The 18641-nt window shown below is 74.9% G+C and carries 17 protein-coding genes and 2 pseudogenes; 11 read left to right on the top strand and 8 right to left on the bottom strand.

What is annotated here, in order from left to right:
• Positions 1-87: 87 nt before the first annotated feature.
• Positions 88-1568: pseudogene (locus GC089_RS05895) on the bottom strand (sensor histidine kinase).
• Between the two features lie 140 nt (positions 1569-1708).
• On the opposite strand from GC089_RS05895, the gene GC089_RS05890 reads away from it, so the two are divergent.
• The 7 genes from GC089_RS05890 (at position 1709) to GC089_RS05860 (ending at position 9405) form a co-directional block, all read left to right on the top strand.
• Positions 1709-2284: a DUF2505 domain-containing protein gene (locus GC089_RS05890; RefSeq protein WP_230685097.1), complete on the top strand. Its 576-nt coding sequence runs from the start codon at positions 1709-1711 to the stop codon at positions 2282-2284.
• A gap of 370 nt (positions 2285-2654) precedes the next feature.
• On the top strand, positions 2655-3968 hold the full coding sequence (locus tag GC089_RS05885; RefSeq protein WP_230685096.1) for an ABC transporter substrate-binding protein: 1314 nt from the start codon (positions 2655-2657) through the stop codon (positions 3966-3968).
• Positions 3969-4107: 139 nt separating this feature from the next.
• Positions 4108-5142, top strand: a complete 1035-nt coding sequence (locus GC089_RS05880) for a carbohydrate ABC transporter permease (protein ID WP_155376848.1) — start codon at positions 4108-4110, stop codon at positions 5140-5142.
• Complete coding sequence (locus GC089_RS05875) at positions 5139-6053, top strand: carbohydrate ABC transporter permease (RefSeq protein WP_155376847.1); 915 nt, start codon at positions 5139-5141, stop codon at positions 6051-6053. Before GC089_RS05880 ends, GC089_RS05875 begins: the two co-directional genes overlap by 4 nt.
• A gap of 145 nt (positions 6054-6198) precedes the next feature.
• On the top strand, positions 6199-7239 hold the full coding sequence (locus tag GC089_RS05870) for a LacI family DNA-binding transcriptional regulator (RefSeq protein WP_155376846.1): 1041 nt from the start codon (positions 6199-6201) through the stop codon (positions 7237-7239).
• A gap of 251 nt (positions 7240-7490) precedes the next feature.
• Positions 7491-7994 carry a hypothetical protein gene (locus tag GC089_RS05865; protein WP_155376845.1) on the top strand — a complete coding sequence of 168 codons (504 nt, stop codon included), beginning with the start codon at positions 7491-7493 and terminating at the stop codon, positions 7992-7994.
• A 37-nt stretch (positions 7995-8031) separates the two neighbouring features.
• Complete coding sequence (locus GC089_RS05860) at positions 8032-9405, top strand: Glu/Leu/Phe/Val dehydrogenase (protein WP_155376844.1); 1374 nt, start codon at positions 8032-8034, stop codon at positions 9403-9405.
• 56 nt (positions 9406-9461) lie between these two features.
• On the opposite strand, the gene GC089_RS05855 is transcribed toward GC089_RS05860, so the two are convergent.
• From GC089_RS05855 to GC089_RS05845, 3 genes are all read right to left on the bottom strand, one after another.
• On the bottom strand, positions 9462-9935 hold the full coding sequence (locus GC089_RS05855; protein ID WP_155376843.1) for an META domain-containing protein: 474 nt from the start codon (positions 9933-9935) through the stop codon (positions 9462-9464).
• 193 nt (positions 9936-10128) lie between these two features.
• Positions 10129-10779 (bottom strand): hydrogen peroxide-dependent heme synthase, encoded by a 651-nt coding sequence (gene hemQ, locus GC089_RS05850; protein WP_155378959.1) that lies wholly within the window; start codon positions 10777-10779, stop codon positions 10129-10131.
• A gap of 97 nt (positions 10780-10876) precedes the next feature.
• Entirely contained in the window at positions 10877-12064 is a 1188-nt protein-coding gene (locus tag GC089_RS05845; RefSeq protein WP_230685095.1) for a ferrochelatase, read from the bottom strand.
• Between the two features lie 269 nt (positions 12065-12333).
• Here GC089_RS05845 and GC089_RS05840 point away from each other — a divergent pair, with 269 nt between their 5' ends.
• On the top strand, positions 12334-13221 hold the full coding sequence (locus GC089_RS05840; protein WP_155376841.1) for a serine/threonine-protein kinase: 888 nt from the start codon (positions 12334-12336) through the stop codon (positions 13219-13221).
• Between the two features lie 13 nt (positions 13222-13234).
• Here the strand turns inward: GC089_RS05840 and GC089_RS05835 are convergent, their stop codons facing one another.
• Together GC089_RS05835 and GC089_RS05830 are read right to left on the bottom strand one after the other, a co-directional pair.
• The gene (locus GC089_RS05835) at positions 13235-13756 is read right to left on the bottom strand and encodes a flavodoxin domain-containing protein (RefSeq protein WP_155376840.1); all 522 of its coding nucleotides are present in this window, start codon (positions 13754-13756) and stop codon (positions 13235-13237) included.
• Positions 13757-13856: 100 nt separating this feature from the next.
• On the bottom strand, positions 13857-14387 hold the full coding sequence (locus GC089_RS05830; RefSeq protein ID WP_155376839.1) for a MarR family winged helix-turn-helix transcriptional regulator: 531 nt from the start codon (positions 14385-14387) through the stop codon (positions 13857-13859).
• Positions 14388-14785: 398 nt separating this feature from the next.
• Here GC089_RS05830 and GC089_RS05825 point away from each other — a divergent pair, with 398 nt between their 5' ends.
• Complete coding sequence (locus GC089_RS05825) at positions 14786-15358, top strand: NYN domain-containing protein (protein WP_155376838.1); 573 nt, start codon at positions 14786-14788, stop codon at positions 15356-15358.
• Between the two features lie 63 nt (positions 15359-15421).
• Here the strand turns inward: GC089_RS05825 and GC089_RS05820 are convergent, their stop codons facing one another.
• Positions 15422-16219 carry a hypothetical protein gene (locus GC089_RS05820; RefSeq protein ID WP_155376837.1) on the bottom strand — a complete coding sequence of 266 codons (798 nt, stop codon included), beginning with the start codon at positions 16217-16219 and terminating at the stop codon, positions 15422-15424.
• Positions 16220-16347: 128 nt separating this feature from the next.
• Here GC089_RS05820 and GC089_RS05815 point away from each other — a divergent pair, with 128 nt between their 5' ends.
• Together GC089_RS05815 and nhaA are read left to right on the top strand one after the other, a co-directional pair.
• Positions 16348-16794, top strand: a complete 447-nt coding sequence (locus GC089_RS05815; protein WP_155376836.1) for an HIT family protein — start codon at positions 16348-16350, stop codon at positions 16792-16794.
• A 47-nt stretch (positions 16795-16841) separates the two neighbouring features.
• A pseudogene (gene nhaA / locus GC089_RS05810) lies at positions 16842-18175 on the top strand (Na+/H+ antiporter NhaA).
• Positions 18176-18180: 5 nt separating this feature from the next.
• Here nhaA and GC089_RS05805 read toward each other — a convergent pair.
• Positions 18181-18615 (bottom strand): SRPBCC domain-containing protein, encoded by a 435-nt coding sequence (locus GC089_RS05805; protein WP_196250837.1) that lies wholly within the window; start codon positions 18613-18615, stop codon positions 18181-18183.
• Positions 18616-18641 lie beyond the last annotated feature (26 nt).

Below are 18641 nucleotides of genomic sequence, written 5' to 3'. Positions count from 1 at the left end.
GGGGCACACACCTCCCGGCCGCCGCCGCAGGGCCGCTCGCGACACGTGCGAGCGGCCCTGCGGCATGTCGGAGGAGCGGCGGTCCCGTCAGGCGACCGTCGCCGCCTCACGCCCCTGCCGCAGCCGCGCCTGGATGACCACCGAGGTCCCGCCGCCCTCCCGCGGCCGCCACACGATCGACCCGCCCAGCTCGTTGCGCACGAGCGTGGAGACGATCTGCGTGCCCAGTCCCGTGCCGGCGCCCTGGTCGGCGGGCAGCCCGGCCCCGTCGTCCGCCACCTCGACGCGCAGGCCGTCGCCGTCACGGTCGACGACGATCTCGACGGACCCGCGCTCACGCCCCGCGAACCCGTGCTCGACGGCGTTCGTGACCAGCTCGGTCAGGACGAGCGCCAGCGCCGTGGCGTCCTCGGCGGGCACCGCGCCGAACGACCCCCGCACGGTCGTGCGCACGTGCGCACCCGCGGTGGCGACGTCGGCCGCGAGCCGCAGGCTGCGCCCGACGAGGTCGTCGAACGGCACGCTCTCGTCGAGGGTCTGCGAGAGGGTCTCGTGCACGAGCGCGATCGTCGCGACCCGCCGCATCGCCTCCCCGAGCGCCTCGCGCGCCTCGGGGGAGCTCATGCGTCGCGACTGCAGGCGCAGGAGGGCCGCGACCGTCTGCAGGTTGTTCTTCACGCGGTGGTGGATCTCGCGGATGGTCGCGTCCTTGGTGATCAGCTCGCGCTCGCGCCGGCGCAGCTCGGACACGTCGCGGCAGAGCACGACCGCGCCGACCCGCTCGCCGTGCTCGGTCAGCGGCACCGCGCGCAGCGACAGCGCGACACCGCGCGCCTCGACGTCGGCACGCCACGGGGCGCGGCCCATGAGCACGAGCGGCATCGACTCGTCGACGGTCGCGTTCTGCTCGATGAGGTCGGACGTCACCTCGACGAGCGAGCGGCCGACGAGGTCCCCGAGCGCGCCGAGCCGGTGGAAGCACGACAGGGCGTTCGGGCTGGCGTACAGCACCTCGCCCTCGCCGTTGAGGCGCACCAGCCCGTCCCCCACGCGCGGGGCACCGCGACGGGGTCCGGTCGGCGCGTCCGGGCGGGGAACTCGCCGCGCGCGACCATGCCGAGCAGGTCGTCGGCCGCCTCCACGTAGTTCAGCTCGAGCCGGCTGGGCGTGCGGGTGCCGCCGAGGTTGGTCTGCCGCGCGAGCACCGCGATCGAGCGCCCCTCGCGCACGACCGGCACCGCCTCCTCGCGCACCGCGTACGAGCCGAACCAGCGGGGCTCGCGCGAGCGCTGCGGCGCCTGCTCCACGAGCGCGCGCATGAGCTGCGGTCGCTGGCCGTCCGGCGGGTGGGACCCCACGACGTCGTCGTAGTGGACGGTCGCCCCCGTCGACGGCCGGCACTGCGCGACGGCCACGAAGTCCCCGTCGGCCGTCGGCAGCCACAGCACGAGGTCGGCGAAGGCGAGGTCGGACACCACCTGCCAGTCGCCGACGAGCAGGTGCAGCCACTCCAGGTCGGCGGGGACGAGCGGCCCGTGACGTGCGACGAGGTCGCTCAGCGTGGACACCGCCCCAGGGTACGCAGCGCGCGTTACGCTCGACCTCGCCGGTCCACGGGTGGACGGCGGCGCGGCGGCTGTAGCCCCCGTCGACGGGCCGGCGCCTCACGTCCTGCCAGGGGCGGGACGGCTCCGACGACGGCAGGGGGGTGCTCGCAGTGCGGCTGAGCGTCACGCACGAACTGCCGGCCGACCCGGCGGCGGTCGCGCGGCTGCTCGCCGACCCCGCCTACGTCGACGCCAAGGTGCGGGCCTCGGGCGCGCAGGACCGCCACGTCGACGTCGCCGGCTCCGCCTCCGACGCGTTCACGGTCACGACCCGCCGGTCGCTGCCCACCGCGCAGATCCCCGCGCACCTCGCGGGGCTCGTCGGCGCGAGCATCGAGGTGCGGCAGGTCGAGGCGTGGGAGGCGCCGGCCCCGGACGGGACCCGCACGGGGACGGTCGTCGTGGAGATCGTCGGCGCGCCGGTCCGCGTGACGGGCCGCACGGCGCTCACGTCGAGCGGTGCGGACGCCAGCACGCTCACCTACGACGGCGACGTGCGGGCGGCGCTGCCGCTGTTCGGTGCCGCGGTGGAGGCCGCCGCCGCGCAGGCCGTCCGGGCGGCCCTGGACGCCGAGGCCGTGGTCGCGCGCCGGTGGCTCGCGGGCGACGCACCACGGGCGGCGGGGACGAGCACGGGCGAGGCCGTCCCCGGGCGCCGCGACGGACCGACGGCGTGAGCGCGGGCCCCGCGCCCGCCTGCTTCCGAGCAGCTCCTCGAGACCACCGTCCACCGGCGGGTCACGCGCCGGTCCCGCAGCCGTAACGATTGGGTAACGCGGGCGGCACTTCGGCCCTCTGACCTGCGAAGACACATTCGTGGGATCGCTACCACCCGGTCGGCGGACACCGCGCTCCTTGACACTCGCCCATGAACCGGACGAAGGTGTCACCCAGCGCGTGGGAACGCTCCCGCGAACGACCACGGGAGGCCCACGGCGGGGCCCGACGGCCCGACGCGCGTCGCCCGACGCGGCCCCTGCGGCGTCCGGGTGCCGGGTGGACACAGGGGTACGGCGACGCCGCCGTCCGACTGACAAGGGAGTCACAGTGCGCAAGACCACACGCAAGTCGTGGGCGCTCGCCGCCGGCATCATGAGCATCTCGATGCTCGCCACCGCCTGCTCCGGCGGCGGTAACGGCGACGAGGGCGGTGACGCCGCGAGCGGCGACGAGAAGATCACCCTCACGGTCGCGACCTTCAACGACTTCGGCTACACCGAGGAGCTCCTCGCGGAGTACAGCGAGGAGAACCCGAACGTCACCGTCAAGCAGACGCGTGCCGCCCGGTCCGAGGACGCGCGGACGAACCTCACCACCAAGCTCGCCGCCGGCGGCTCCGGCCTGGCCGACATCGAGGCCATCGAGGTCGACTGGCTGCCCGAGCTCCTGACGAGCGCGGACGCGTTCGCCGACCTGACGAGCGACGCCGTCGAGGGCCGCTGGGAGGACTGGAAGGTCCAGGCGGCCACGTCCGAGGACGGCCGCCTCATCGGCTACGGCACCGACATCGGCCCCGAGGGCATCTGCTACCGCGCCGACCTCTTCGAGGCCGCGGGCCTGCCGTCCGACCGCGAGTCGGTCAAGGAGCTCCTCGGCGGCGACAACGCGACGTGGGAGTCCTACTTCGAGGCCGGTCGCCAGTTCAAGGCCGCCTCGCCGGACGTCGCCTGGTACGACTCCGCCACCTCCATCTACCAGGGCATCGTGAACCAGATGGAGAACGCCTACGAGGAGTCCGACGGCACCCCGAAGCCGCTCGCCGAGAACACCGAGGTCCAGGAGGCGTTCACGCAGGTCGTGACCGCGTCCGCCGACCTGTCGGCGCACCTGCAGCAGTGGTCGCCCGACTGGGACGCCGCGTTCCAGAGCAACGGCTTCGCGACCATGCTCTGCCCGGCGTGGATGACCGGCCCGGTCGAGGAGCGCTCCGGCGGGGTCACCGGCTGGGACGTCGCGGACGTCTTCCCCGGCGGCGGCGGCAACTGGGGCGGCTCGTACCTGACCGTCCCGGCGACGGGCAAGAACGTCGAGGAGGCGCAGAAGCTGGCGGAGTGGCTGACCTCGCCCGAGACGCAGATCAAGGCGTTCCTCAACGCGGGCACGTTCCCCAGCCAGATCGAGGCGTGGGAGAACGAGGAGCTCACGGCTGCGACGAACGAGTTCTTCAACAACGCGCCGGTCGGTGAGATCTTCGCGAACCGCGCCGCGGCGATCGACGTCACGCCGTTCAAGGGTCCGAACTACTTCCAGATCCACCAGGCGGTGAGCGACGCGATCCTGCGCGTCGACGTCGAGCAGTCCCAGAACCCCGAGCAGGGCTGGCAGAGCGCCGTCGAGGCGTTCGAGAACCTGGGTCTGTGATCGACCGGACCGGCCGGGGACGACGTCGTCCCCGGCCGGTCCTCCGTGCGGGGGGAACTCCCCCGCGTCTGCCGTCCGAGGGTCTGCGGGTACGACGCGACCCTGAGCCCCCGGGGTCACCACCCACGCGAGGTCCGCCATGTCCGTCCAGTCCCCACCCGCACCCGAGCGCGTCGCGCCCTCCGGCGCACCCCGTCCCCCGCGGCGGGTCGGCTTCTCCCAGAAGCTGTCGCGCTGGGACGTCAAGCTCTCGCCCTACCTGTACATCTCGCCGTTCTTCATCGTCTTCGCGATCACCGGCCTGTTCCCGCTCCTGTACACGGCGTACGTGTCGGTCTACGACTGGGCGCTGCTGGGCGGTCAGGGCGACTACATCGGCTTCCAGAACTACCTCGACGTCTTCGACCAGCCGATGTTCTGGCGGTCGCTGCGCAACACGTTCTCGATCTTCCTGCTGTCGTCCGTGCCGCAGGTGCTCGTCGCGATCACGCTGGCCGCCCTGCTGGACCAGAACCTGCGCGCGAAGACCTTCTGGCGCATGGGCGTCCTGCTGCCGTACGTCGTGGCCCCGGTCGCCGTCGGCCTGATCTTCGGCCGCATGTTCGCGGACCAGTCCGGCCTCATCAACACCGCGCTCGGCGTCGTCGGGATCGACCCCGTGCGCTGGCACGTGGACCCGCTCGCCAGCCACGTGGCGATCGCCTCGATGGTCAACTTCCGGTGGACCGGCTACAACACCCTCATCTTCCTCGCCGCGATGCAGGCCGTCCCGCGCGAGCTCTACGAGGCCGCGATCATCGACGGCGCCGGCCGCGTGCGGCAGTTCTTCTCGGTGACCGTGCCCCAGATCCGGGCGACGATCATCTTCGTCGTGCTGACCTCGACCATCGGCGGTCTGCAGATCTTCGACGAGCCGCGCGTGTTCGACGAGATCGGCCGCGGTGGCGCCTCGCAGCAGTGGATGACCACCACGCTGTACCTCTACGACGTCGGATGGGGCACGCAGCGCGACCTCGGCCGCGCCGCGGCCGTCGCGTGGATCCTCTTCATCATCGTCGTGCTGATCGGCCTGGTGAACTTCGCGGTCACGAACCGGATCTCGACCTCGGGCGGCAACCGACCGTCCCGCCGTCAGCGGCGTGCCGCCGCCCGTTCCTCGAGGAGGTCGGCATGAGCTCCGTCCCCATGATCCGCCAGTCGGCCGGCCCCGGTGCGGCCCGCGCCGCCGCCCGCAGCACGAAGGGCAGGGTCGGCGGGTACGACCGCCGACCGGGGGTCGTGACGTACGTGCTCCTCGGCGTCGCGGTCCTCGTGGGTCTCGGTCCGATCTACTACACGCTGCTGCTCGGCTCCTCGGACCCGGCCGCGATCTCCCAGAGCGCGCTGCCGCAGCTGCTGCCGGACGCCTCGCTGTTCGACAAGTTCTCCCAGGTCATGAACTCCGACGCCTTCGACTTCTGGAAGGCGTTCACCAACTCGGTGATCATCTCGGTGGTCACCGCCGCGGCGACGGTGCTGTTCTCGACCCTGGCGGGGTTCTCGTTCGCGAAGCTCAACTTCCGCGGACGTCGGCCGCTGCTCGTCTTCGTCATCGCGACCATGGCGGTCCCGACGCAGCTCGGCGTCATCCCGCTGTACATCATCATGGCGAAGATCGGCTGGATCGGGACGCTGCAGGCGGTCATCGTGCCGGCGCTCGTCACCGCCTTCGGCGTGTTCTGGATGACCCAGTACCTCGAGGAGGCGCTGCCGTACGAGCTCATCGAGGCCGCGCGCGTGGACGGCGCCTCGATGTTCCGCACGTTCTGGTCGATCGCGCTGCCGGCCGCGCGTCCGGCGGCGGCCATGCTGGCGCTCTTCACGTTCGTCACCCAGTGGACCAACTTCTTCTGGCCGTCGATCGTCCTGAACCAGGACAACCCGACGCTGCCCGTGGCGGTGCGGCTGCTCCAGGCGAACTACTTCGTCGACTACTCGCTGGTCATGGCGGGCGTCTTCCTGGTCACGCTGCCCCTCATCATCCTGTTCATGTTCGCCGGTCGACAGCTGGTCGCGGGGATCATGGCGGGAGCGGTCAAGGGCTGAGGCGCTCCTCACCCGGCCGGACGCGCGGTGCGTCCGGCCGGGCGGGAGTCGTCCGTCCGGGTAGCCTCGCTGTGCCTCGCACGGTCGGGGCAGCAGGACGTCGACGCGCTGCTCGCCGAGCAGCCACAGGAGGGGATGACCAACGGTGGTCGAGAACGTCCCGACGGGAGCGGAGCGGGTGCGCCCGAGCGCCCCGACGCTCGAGCAGGTGGCCGAGCGCGCCGGTGTGTCGAGGTCGACGGCCTCGCGCGCGATCAACGGGGGCCTGCGGGTCTCCCCCGAGGCGCTGTCGGCGGTCGAGGCGGCGGTGGCGGACCTCGGCTACACGCCCAACCGCGCCGCCCGCTCGCTCGTCACACGGCGGACGGACTCGATCGCGCTCGTCGTCCCCGAGCCGGACGAGCGCGTGCTCTCCGACCCGTTCTTCGCGGGCACGCTCAACGGCCTGAGCACGTCGCTCGCCGACTCGGACATCCAGGTGGTCCTCGTCATCGCCCGTCCCGGTGAGAGCGAGCGCACGATCCGGTACCTGCGCAACGGCCACGTCGACGGCGCGATCGTCGTCTCGCACCACCGCGACGACGAGCTGGACCGCGCGCTGCTGACCTCGCGCGTCCCCAACGTGTTCGTCGGACGTCCGCTGTCCGCCCCCGACGAGGACGTGCAGTACGTCGACACCGACAACACCGAGGGCGGGCGCATCGCGACCCAGCACCTCGTGGACCGCGGCTGCCGCCGCATCGGCACCATCGCCGGCCCCCAGGACATGTCCGCGGGCATCGACCGCCTCGCCGGCTGGCGGCGTGCCATGCAGGACGCGGGGCTCGACCAGTCCGCGGTCGTCCACGGCGACTTCACCATCACGTCGGGAGCGCGGGCGGCGCGCGAGCTGCTCGCCCGGCACCCCGACGTCGACGGCATCTTCATCGCGTCCGACCTCATGGCGGCCGGTGCGCTGGGCGTGCTGGCCGAGCTCGGACGCGACGTGCCCGGCGACGTGGCGGTCGTCGGCTACGACAACCTCGGCGTCGCCGCGTCGACGAACCCGCCGCTCACGAGCGTCATCCAGCCGGTCGTCGCGATGGCCCGCGCGGCGGGCGCGCGACTGCTCGACCAGCTGCACGGCGCACCCCCGAGCGAACCGCTGATCTTCGCCCCGGAGCTCGTCGTCCGCGCATCGGCCTGACGCACCGCGCGCCGGCCCGCGCAGAGGTCTGACGCACGGCCCGCGGCTCCCGAGCGGGTCGGCGGCCCTCCTCCGTGGCGCCCCGGTCGCGGCCGCGGCGCGCGCCCACCGGCTGTCGAGGGGATGCATGACGTTCGTCGTACCGTCCTTGACATGTCCGGGTCGGGTTTGTGAGGGTGGCTCCGGCGCCGCCCGACGACGTGCGGCGCACTCCCCGCCGGCTCCTGTGCCGGCCGACGAGAGGAGCGCCCGTGCGCCGCACGTCCTCCCCGGTCCCCCGTCCCGCGCCGCTCAGCGGCCCGACGCCGCACCGTGCGAGGACGCCGCACCGGGGCCGCCCGCTGCGCACCCTCGTCGGTGCCGCGGTCGTGCTCGTCGCCGCCGTCGCCGCGCTGACCTCCCCCGCGGTCGCAGCACCGGCACCGCCGCCTGCCCCGGTCGACCGCGGCACCGTGGTCGTCGCGCCCGGCGCCGAGGGGGCCGGTGCCGACGGCGGCGCGGCCGGCACCGGCGGGGTCCGTCCGCTGGCGACGGTGGAGGACGAGGAGGCGTGGTGCTCCTACCTGTCGTCGTACTACCTGGCGTTCCCGTCGCCGTGGTCCGCGCGGCTCTACAACTGCCAGCACCGTGCGATGTCGGTCGCCCCCGTGTACTCGAACGGCAGCGTCGGCGCGTGCGTGCGCGTCCCCGCACGGCACAGCCGTCACCTCGGCGGGAACGTCACGAAGTGGGTCACCGACATCCGCGTCTGCTGACCTGCCCGGGCCGGGGGCCCGTGCCAGGGTAGGTGACATGGATCACCCTCCTGCCGGCACGCCCCCGACCGACGACGCGACGGATCGGACCGCCACCGGGACCGACCCCGTCCCCACCCCGGCCGCCCGTCCCACGACCGACCGCGACCCCGCCCCGCCCGGTGCGCTCGACGCCAGCCCGCTCGCCACGGCGCAGCACCAGCTCGCGCGTGCGGTCGAGATCCTCGGCTACGACGAGGGTCTGCACGCCATGCTCGCCACTCCGCGCCGCGAGATGCGCGTGGCCGTCCCGCTGCGCCGTGACGACGGCCGGACGGAGGTCTTCACGGGCTACCGCGTGCAGCACAACATCTCGCGCGGCCCGGGCAAGGGCGGCCTGCGGTACGCCGCCAGCGTGGACCTGGACGAGGTCCGGGCCCTGGCGATGTGGATGACCTGGAAGTGCGCGGTCGTCGACGTGCCGTACGGCGGCGCGAAGGGCGGCGTGACGATCGACCCGCACGCGCACTCGCGGCCCGAGCTCGAGCGGGTCACCCGCCGGTACACGAGCGAGATCATGCCGATCATCGGCCCCGAGCGGGACATCATGGCGCCCGACATCGGCACCGACGAGCAGACCATGGCGTGGGTCATGGACACGTACTCCGTGAACCGCGGCTTCACGATCCCGGCGGTCACGACCGGCAAGCCGCTGACGGTGGGCGGCTCGCTCGGACGGGCCACGGCGACGTCCCAGGGGGTCGTGCACACCGCACGTGCGGCGCTCGCACGCGACGGCGTCGGCCTGGCGGAGGTGACCGCCGCGGTGCAGGGGTTCGGCAAGGTCGGCTCGCACGCGGCGCGCCTGCTGCACGAGGCGGGGACGCGCGTCGTCGCGGTGACCGACGCCGTCGGCGGGGTGCACCGCAGCGAGGGGCTGGACGTGCCGGCGCTCCTCGCGCACGCGACCCGCACCGGGACGGTCGCCGGCTTCCCCGAGGCGGACCCCATCGACAACCACGGCCTGCTCACCCTCGACGTCGACCTGCTCGTCCCGGCCGCTGTCGAGGGCGTCCTCGACGGCGAGACCGCGGCCCAGGTCAAGGCCCGGTGGGTCGTCGAGGGCGCGAACGGCCCGACGACCACCGAGGGCGACCGCGTCCTCGCCGACCGCGGCGTCGTCGTCGTCCCCGACATCCTCGCCAACGCGGGCGGCGTGGTCGTGAGCTACTTCGAGTGGGTGCAGGCCAACCAGGCCTACTGGTGGACCGCCGAGGAGATCGCGGACCGGCTCGAGCACCAGATGACGGCGAGCCACGACGCCGTGGCCGCGCTCGCGCGCGCCGAGGGCATCACGCTGCGTGACGCCGCCCTGACGATCGGCGTCCGGCGTGTCGCCGAGGCGCACCAGATCCGGGGGCTCTACCCCTGACCGGGACACGCCCGCTCCCCGACGGGCCCTGACCACGACGGGCCCGTGCGTGCGCCTCAGCCGAGCACGTGCGGGCCCGCCGTCGGGTCCGGCTCCGGCGCGTCCGGCTCCGGTGCCGGGGTGAGGCGGAACACGCGGCCCGACGGGGTCCGCACGCGCACCTCGGCACCGGTGCGCTCGGCCGAGCCGCCCTCCTCGAGCAGCGCGGTCACCGCCTGCTCGGTCGCCGTCGCCTCGGGCGGCCCGGCCATCATGGTCTGCACGACCGGGCCCACCTCGAGCCTGCCCTCGGTGAGGCGCCAGGTGCCACGCACGTGGTTGACGCCGGCGTAGCCGTACACCTGCCCGTCGCCCTCGAAGGTCAGCCGCGGCGGCCCCTGCAGGCCGTCGGCGAGGGCCGCGTCGTCGACCTCGGCGACGCGCCACGTCCCGTGCAGCCAGTCGACGTCGCCGCCGGCGACCCCGTCGGGCGTCGGGTCGCCCGGTGCTGCCTCGGCGTCGTCCCCGTGCGTGTCGTCGTCGTCGCGCATGCGTCGATCATGGCACCGGCACGCCGCGGCCGCCCGACCCGTGGCGCCGGCCGACCGTGGCGCCGGCCGGCGGCCGCCCGAGGACGGCACCGGGAGGACGGCGTCGGGAGGGGACCGCGCGGCAGGCGACGGCAGCGGCAGGCGACGGCCGCGGGAGGGGACGGGAGCGGGACGGGACGGGAGCGCGCCGCGCTCAGGCCCGGGGCAGGCGCTCCGCCCAGTCCTCCAGCTCGACGCGCGGACCCGTGTAGAACGGGACCTCCTCGCGCACGTGCAGGCGCGCCTCGGTGTTCCGCAGCTCGCGCATGAGGTCCACGATGCGGTGCAGCTCCGGCGCCTCGAAGGCGAGCAGCCACTCGTAGTCGCCGAGGGCGAACGACGCCACGGTGTTCGCGCGCACGTCCGGGTAGTCCCGCGCGGCGTGCCCGTGCTCCACCAGCATGCGGCGGCGGTCGTCCTCGGGCAGCACGTACCAGTCGTACGAGCGCACGAACGGGTAGAGGCACAGGTAGTCGCCCGCAGGCTCCCCGGCGAGGAACGCCGGCACGTGCGCCCGGTTGAACTCCGCCGGGCGGTGCAGCCCCACGACGGACCAGACCGGGCGCAGGTGAGCCCCGAGGCCGCTGGCGAGCAGGCGGCGGTACGCGCCCTGCACCTGCTCCACCGTCTCCGCGTGCCACCACACCATGAGGTCGGCGTCGGCCCGCAGGCCGCCGACGTCGTACCAGCCGCGCACGACGAGCCCCGCGTCCTCGCCGACCGCCGCCCGGGCGCCCGCGACGAGCGCGGCGCGGGCCGCGTCGTCCGCCGGCAGGGGGCTGTCCACCGCGAGGACGGACCACATCGTGTAGCGGACGGTGGAGTTGAGCGCGTCGTGGTCGGGGGCGTGGCTGGTCACGGTGTCCTCGTGGTCGGCGGGGCGGGTGGGGCGGTGCGGGTCGTCAGGACCAGGGGTCGACCGAGCAGGCGGCCGGGATGCCGGAGTCGACGCCGGCGCGCTGCCGGCAGCAGCCCGGCACGCACACGGAGCGGAACGCCGGCAGGTCGCCGACCGTCGCCTGCTCGGGCAGCGGTGCGTCCGCGTCGAGCGCGCGCTGCACGGCGGCCCGCTCGAGCAGCAGGTCGACGAGGCCGCGCACGAACGGCTCGCGCGTGCCCACGGAGTCGGCGCGCACGGCCGCCATGCCGAGCTCCTGCGCCGTCTCGAGCGCCTCGGTGTCGAGGTCGAAGGCGACCTCCATGTGGTCGGAGACGAACCCGATCGGTGCGAGCACCACCGAGGTCGTGCCCGCGGCGTGCAGGGCCTCCAGGTGGTCGTTCACGTCGGGCTCCAGCCACGGCTGGCTGGGCGGGCCGGAGCGCGAGCAGTAGACGAGGTCCCACTCCAGCGCGCGACCGAGGCGCTCGGCGGCGGCGGCGCTCACGCTGCGCGCGACGTCGCGGTGCTGCTCGGCGTAGGACGCGCCGGCGACGACCGACGCCTCCTCCATCGTGTCGGGGATCGAGTGCGTGACGAAGACGAGCCGCGGCCACTGCGCGTCCGGGTGCTCGGCCTGCAGACGCGCGTACGCCTCGACGACCGCGTCGACGTTCGCCGCGACGAAGCCGGGGTGGTTGAAGTAGGAGCGGACCTTGTCGACGGCCAGCGGCGGCTCGCCCTCGGTGGCGGCCTCCTGCGTGCCGAGGTCCTCGAGCGCGGCCCAGAGATTCTCGCGGTACTGGCGGCAGCCCGAGTAGGAGGAGTACGCCGACGTCACGAGCGCGAGCACGCGGCGGGCGCCGAGCTCGCGCGCCTGCGCGAGCGCCTCGGCGGTGTACGGCTCCCAGTTGCGGTTGCCCCACAGCACCGGCGTGGCGAGCCCGCGGCGGTCGAGCTCGGCCTGCAGCGCCGCCTGCAGCGCGAGGTTCTGCTCGTTGATCGGGCTGCGGCCGCCGAAGTGGTGGTAGTGCTCGGCGACCTCGGCGAGGCGCTCGTCCGGGATGTTCTTGCCGGCGGTGACGTTGCGCAGGAAGGGCAGCACGTCGTCCGGGCCGTTCGGGCCGCCGAAGGAGAAGAGGAGCACCGCGTCGTACGGGGCGAGGCCGTCGACGGCCGTGCTCACGGTCGGGTCGGTCACGGGGGGCGTCACGGGGGGCACCTCCCGATCATCGCACCGCGCGAGGCGCAGCTCTCGGCGCGGACGACCGCCACGGGCAGTGATGTTGTCGCGACGCCGCGTCACCTCCCGCGCGCCCCTGCACGTCAGCCCGTCGCGGCCTCCCGGTGGCCTCACCCGTCCGGCTGCCTCGAGGTGCGGTCGCCCGCCGGGGCCCCTAGCGTCGGCTCGCGGGGCGCGGATCCCCGCGCCCGGACCGACGACCCGACGGACCCGGAGCCTTCGATGACGGTCGAGCAGCCGTGAGCAGGACCGGCCGGCACGCCGCGCCGGAGCTCGCGCACCGCTACCTGCTGGGCGAGCCCCTGGGCCGCGGCGGCTCGGCCCAGGTGTTCCGTGCCACCGACACCCGGCTGGACCGGCCGGTGGCGGTGAAGATCTTCCGGCTCGACGACGCCAGCCCCGTGCAGGTGCGCCGCTACGCGCAGGAGGCGCGCGTGCTGGCCGACCTCTCGCACCCCTCGCTCGTCGCCCTGCTCGACGTGGGTGCGGACGTGCTGCCCGGCGTGGGACCGGTGGCGTTCCTCGTCATGGAGCTGGTCGAGGGACGCACGCTGCGCGACCTGCTCGACGACGGGCCGATGGACCCCGGGACGACCGCGGACGTCGGACGACAGCTGGCGAACGCGCTCGCGCACGCGCACCGCGCCGGCGTGGTGCACCGCGACGTGAAGCCGTCGAACGTGCTGGTCGCCGCCGAGCTGCCGGCGACGGGCCGGCGGGACGCCCCCGCACTGCCCGTGGTGCTGGCCGACTTCGGGATCGCCGCCAGCGCGGCCTCCGCCGGGGACGCCGACACCGGCGACACCGGGGCGGACGTGCGCGCGACCGCGGGCTACCAGAGCCCCGAGCAGGCCCTCGGCGAGCAGGTGGGGCCGGCGAGCGACGTCTACTCGCTCGGTCTCGTGCTGCTCGAGTGCCTCACGGGAGAGCGGGCGTACCCGGGCGACCCGCTGACGGCCGGCCTGGCGCGGCTGCTGCGCGTGCCCGAGATCCCCGCGGACCTGGACGGCGACTGGCACCGCCTGCTGCGGGCGATGACCCGGTCGGCGCCGGGGCAGCGACCGGCGATGGCGGCGGTGGCCGCCGAGCTGCGCGCGCTGCGCGGCGGCGTGCTGCGCGCCTCCTGACGACGGGGCCGGGTCAGACCGCCACCGGCACGTCGGGCGCGACCGCCCCGGACGCGAGCCCGTCGGCGATCTCGCCGGCCCACGCCGCCACGGCCGCCATGTCCCGGTGGTCGCCCTCGCGCGCGCGGCCGCCGGCGATGATCGCCCGCTCGGCGAACGACAGCACCGCCCGGTCGAGCCGACCCCGGAAGCTGCGGTGACCGCGTGCGCCGACGCGCTCGCGCAGCGCCTGGATCTCGAGCGGCGAGTTCGCCGCGTTGGCGGGCTGCGTCGCGAGCCCCGACGAGAAGAGCCACACGGGCCGCTCCCGCAGCCCGTCGGCGCAGCGCCGCGCGAGGTCGCGGGCGGCGGGCAGCCAGTGGGCCGTGTACACGGCCGAGCCGAGCACGACCGCGTCGTAGCCGTCGAGCGAGGCGACGTCCTCGGGCGCCCGCTGGTCGACGTCGTGCCCGCGCGCCCGCAGCACGTCGGCGGCGACCTCGCCGATCTCCCACGTCCCGCGGTGCCGGGACGCCACCGCCATGAGGATCCGCACGTCCGCTCCTCTCCCTCGCGCCGTCGGGGCTCCGCCGGCCCCACCATCCTCGTGCGGCCGGACGCCGCCGGCGTGGGTCCGAGGTCCCCGTGGCCGCGCGCTAGGGCGTCGCGGTGGCGCGGCGCGGACCGGGGTCGGGCAGGTCCGCCTGCGCGAGGCGCAGCTTGTCGCACAGCCGCTGCAGCGTGGCGAGCTCGTCGGTGTCGAGCGCACCGCCCACGAGGGCGTGGATCGAGCGCACGTGCCGGCGCCCGATCTCGCGCTGCAGGGCGGCACCGGCGTCGGTGAGGTGGACGGCGGTGCCCCGGCGGTCCCCCTCGACGGGCCCGCGCCGGACCAGGCCGGTCTCCTCGAGCCGCTCGACCAGCCGGGACAGGCTGGGCTGCGTGAGCAGGCTGCCCGCCGCCAGCTCGCGCAGGCGCAGCGCCCGGCCCGGGGCGCGGGAGAGGGTGAAGAGCACGTCGTACTCGCGCATGCTCAGGCCGCCCCAGACGTCGTCGCGGGCGAAGCGCCGCAGGAGCGTCACCTGCGCCCGGAACAGCGCCTCCCAGGCCTCGGACGAGGCGCGCACGGCAGCCGCGTCCGCGTGCGCGGAGGCCGTCGGGACGGGATGGAGATCGTTATCGACCATAAACGGTTCACCTCTCGCGGGCGTCGCGAGGCCTCGCCCATCCTCGTCGTCGTCGCAGCTCGACGAGGAGGAATCATGTCACCCACCCGTGCCGGGCACCGCCCGGGACCGACCGGGGACGGTGCGGTGCGGGGCAGCTCCTCGTCGGGGGCCGGGCGACGACGCAGAGCGGCACGCGGGCGTCGGCGACGGACGCCGCCCCGGACGCACGCATCCCGGCCGGCGGGACCGTGCGGTCCGGGCTCGGGTCGTGACCGGGCGTCCACGCCCGGCGCGACCGCGTCCGCCGGACGGCGCCTCGTGCACCGTGCCGTGACGGGAAGCTGACGCCCGTCCGGCACACGGTGGGCCGCGACGACCTCGTGTCGTCGCGGCCCACGCGCGTCTAGCCTGGGGCGATGACCGACGCGGCGCCCACGGGCACGACCTACCTGCTGGTGGACGGCGAGAACATCGACGCCACCCTCGGCTCCTCGATCCTGGGCGGGCGCCCGACGCCCGAGCAGCGGCCGCGGTGGGAGCGGGTCCTGACGTTCGCCCAGCAGGCGTGGGGCCAGCCGGTGAAGGCGCTGTTCTTCCTCAACGCCTCCAACGGCAACCTGCCGATGTCCTTCGTGCAGGCGCTGACGGCGATCGGCTACGTGCCGATCCCGCTCGCCGGCGAGTCGTACGAGAAGGTCGTCGACATCGGCATCAAGCGGACGCTGGAGGCGATCGCGGCGCGCGAGGGCGACGTGCTCCTGGCGAGCCACGACGGCGACTTCGCCCCGGAGGTCGAGGCGCTCGTCGACGGCGGCCGGCAGGTGGGGCTGCTGGCGTTCCGGGAGTTCACGAGCCAGCAGCTGGCCACCCTGACCGCGCGGGGACTGCGGACCTACGACCTGGAGACGGACGTGGCGGCGTTCAACGTCCAGCTGCCGCGCCTGCGGATCATCCCGCTCGAGGAGTTCGACCCGCTGCGCTACCTCTGAGCGCGCGGACGCCCGGCACCCCCAGGGGTGCCGGGCGTCGTCGCGTCCGGGCCACCGGCGGCGTCAGGCGCCGAAGCCCTCCTGCAGCGACTGGTCGACCACGGTGCGCACGTGCTCGAGGTGGTAGCCGTCGAGGAACTCGATGCCGTGCGCGGTGCCGGAGACCTCGGTGACGACCGACGTCTTGTCGTTGCGCACGACCTGGGCGCTGTCGGCGGCCGGGACCTGCGGGTCCTCGGTCGAGGCGAACACCTGCAGCGGACCGGTGAAGGTGCTCGACGCGGCGCGCGCGTCGACGTCCTCCCACTGGGCGGGCGGGCTGAGCGCGACGACCGCGGCGGCCTCCAGGTCGTCGGCGAGACCCGCGGCCAGCGCGCCGCCCGCCGACGCGCCGACGAACGCGACCTGCGTGGCGCCGGTCGCCCGGAGCAGCTCGACGCCGCGCTCGAACGCCGCACGGCCGCCGGTGCCCCAGGAGTACGTCGCGACGAGGTAGCCCTCGCCGGCGAGGCGCACGACCTCCTCGGCCCACTGGCAGACGTCGCCGTCCACCTGCGGGGCGAGCAGGACGCCGCGGTCGCCCGCGCCCGCCCACGCGACGGTGGTCGTGGCGCCGGGCTCGCCGACCTCGGCGGCGGCGACGCCCTCGGGCAGGCACTCGGGCAGGTCCACGGGGGTCATGGTGACCGGCGCGCTCTCGAGCACGGTCGTCGTCGGCTGGTCGCCGGCCGCGGTGGGCGCCGGCTCGGCGGACTCGTCGGGGGTGCCCGTGGAGCACGCGGCGACGAGGGCGAGGCCCGCGGCGCCCAGCAGGGCGGCGGTGCGGGAGGGGCGGGGGCGGGAGGGGGTGAGGGCAGGCACACCCGATTCCTACGGGTTGGTCCTGGTCGGGAACAACGCCCGTCCGGCGATTAAACGTTTCGACAGCGCCGCCCCCACCCGTCCCGGTGCCCGGGGACGACGACGGCGTCGGCCGCTAGCGTGACCCCATGAGCACGCTGTTCACGCGCATCATCGACGGCGAGATCCCCGGCCGCTTCGTCTGGGCGGACGACCGCGCCGTGGTCTTCACGACCATCGCGCCGATCACGGACGGGCACGCGCTGGTCGTGCCGCGCGCCGAGGTCGACCAGCTGACCGACGCGCCCGACGACCTGCTCGCGCACCTGGTCCTCGTCGCGAAGGCCGTCGGCCGGGCGCAGCAGGCGGCCTGGCAGGCCCCGCGCGCGGCGCTGCTCGTCGCCGGCTTCGAGGTCCCGCACCTGCACCTGCACGTGCTCCCGGCGTGGGACGAGTCGAGCCTGACGTTCGCGAACGCGCGGCACGACGTGCCGGCCGAGGCGCTCGACGCGGCGGCGGAGCGGCTGCGCGACGCGCTGCGGGCGCAGGGGCACGGCGCCCACGTCCCCGCGTCGCCGACCTCCCCCGCCCTGTGACGACGACCGCGGCGGCGCGCGGCGCCCGTCCCGCGCTGCGCGCCCGGATGGGCACGCTCGCCCCGTCGGTGCGCGCGTTCCTGTCGACCGAGGCCGGCAGCGCCGTCGCGCTCCTCGCGGCCACCGTGCTCGCCCTCGTGTGGGCCAACTCCCCCTGGCGCGACGGGTACACGGCGTTCTGGCACACGCCCGCCGGCGTGTTCCTCGGCGACGCCGGGCTCAAGCTCGACCTGCAGCACTGGGTCAACGACGCGGCGATGGCGCTGTTCTTCGCGGTCGTCGGCCTCGAGATCAACCGGGAGGTGACGCGCGGCGAGCTGCGCGACCCGCGGACCGTCGCGGTCCCGGCGCTCGGCGCGCTCGGCGGCCTGCTCGTGCCGGTCGCGATCTTCCTGCTCGTCGAGGGGGCGGCGAGGCCGCGCACGGGTGGGGCGTGGTCATGTCGACGGACACGGCGTTCCTCGTCGGCGTGCTCGCGCTGTTCGGGCCGCGCTGCCCCGACCGGCTGCGTCTGTTCCTGCTGACCCTCGCGATCGTCGACGACATCGGCGCCATCACGGCGATGGCCGTCTTCTACACCGACGACGTCGACCTGCGGGCGCTCGCCGCGGCCGCGGTGCTGGTGCTCGTGCTGCTGCTCCTGCGCCTGCGCGGCGTGTGGCAGCTCACCCCGTACGTCGTCGTGGGGCTCGCGCTGTGGGCCGCCGTGCTCGCGTCGGGCGTGCACGCGACGATCGCCGGGGTGCTCGTCGGGCTGCTCGTGCCCACCTCCCTGCCGCAGGACGGCCGCCGTGCGGCGGTCGCGGCGCACGCGCGACGGTTCCTGCACGAGGGCGGCGCGGACCGCGAGCACGCTGCCGAGCGGGCGGGACGCGCCGCCGTGCCGACGGGCGACCGCCTGCAGCGCGTCCTGCACCCGTGGAGCGCGTTCGTCGTCGTGCCGCTGTTCGGGCTCGCGAACGCCGGCGTGCGGCTCGACCCCGAGACGCTCGCCGACGCGTTCCGCTCGCGGCTGACGATCGCGGTGGCGGTCGCGCTCGTCGTCGGCAACGCGATCGGCATCACCGGCGCCGCGAGCCTCGCGCTGCGGCTGCGCCTCGGCGAGCTGCCGGGGCGCGTGCGGTGGGGCCACCTCATGGGCGGCGCGGTGCTCGCGGGCATCGGGTTCACGATCTCGCTGTTCATCGCGGGCCTCGCGTTCGACGACCCGGTGCAGCTCGAGCAGGCGAAGATCGGCGTGCTCGCGGGGTCGCTGGTGGCGGCCGTCGCCGGCTCGCTGCTGCTGCGCTGGCTGGGCGAGCGGCTGCCGCTGTGCTCCCCGCCGCGGCTGCCGACCGAGCTGCCGCCGCTGCCGTGGCGGGGTCCGACCGTCGGGGGCTGACGCCGTCAGGCGCGGCTGTCCGCCAGCGCGGCGAACCGGTCGAGGAGCAGCGGCCACTCGCCGAACTTCTGCCGTACCCCGGCGAGCGACGGGTGCCACCCGCCGTGCTCGAACAGCAGCGTCGTGCCGTCCGCCGACGGGACCAGCTCCACGCGGATCCGGGTCGGGTGCTCGGCCGGCTGCCCGAGCACCGAGGTGTGCACGAGCAGCCGCGGCCGCTCGACCTGCTCGACCCTGCCCCACACGACCGTCCCCGTCGCGTCGCAGGTGAACGAGACCGCACCGCCGACGACCGGCTCGACGCGTGCGTCCCGGAACGTGGCGGCGTCGGGCGTGTAGTCCGGGTGCCACCAGAGCGCGATGTCCCGGACCCAGGTGTCGAAGGCCGTGACGGCGTCGCACCGCAGGGCGCGGCGGTGCCGGACGGCAGGGATCTGCACGGGCGTCAGTGTCCTGCGGCACCGTC

The organism is Cellulomonas sp. JZ18 (genome assembly GCF_009720485.1).
Taxonomy (GTDB): domain Bacteria; phylum Actinomycetota; class Actinomycetes; order Actinomycetales; family Cellulomonadaceae; genus Cellulomonas.
This window is presented reverse-complemented; position numbering and strand designations above follow the sequence as displayed.

Coding starts and splice junctions, on each gene's coding strand:
- GC089_RS05830 (WP_155376839.1), bottom strand. CDS start 14,387: ATGGTCGATAACGATCTCCATCCCGTCCCGACGGCCTCCGCGCACGCG.
- GC089_RS05875 (WP_155376847.1), top strand. CDS start 5,139: ATGAGCTCCGTCCCCATGATCCGCCAGTCGGCCGGCCCCGGTGCGGCC.
- GC089_RS05825 (WP_155376838.1), top strand. CDS start 14,786: ATGACCGACGCGGCGCCCACGGGCACGACCTACCTGCTGGTGGACGGC.
- hemQ (WP_155378959.1), bottom strand. CDS start 10,779: ATGTGGTCCGTCCTCGCGGTGGACAGCCCCCTGCCGGCGGACGACGCG.
- GC089_RS05860 (WP_155376844.1), top strand. CDS start 8,032: ATGGATCACCCTCCTGCCGGCACGCCCCCGACCGACGACGCGACGGAT.
- GC089_RS05880 (WP_155376848.1), top strand. CDS start 4,108: ATGTCCGTCCAGTCCCCACCCGCACCCGAGCGCGTCGCGCCCTCCGGC.
- GC089_RS05815 (WP_155376836.1), top strand. CDS start 16,348: ATGAGCACGCTGTTCACGCGCATCATCGACGGCGAGATCCCCGGCCGC.
- GC089_RS05855 (WP_155376843.1), bottom strand. CDS start 9,935: ATGCGCGACGACGACGACACGCACGGGGACGACGCCGAGGCAGCACCG.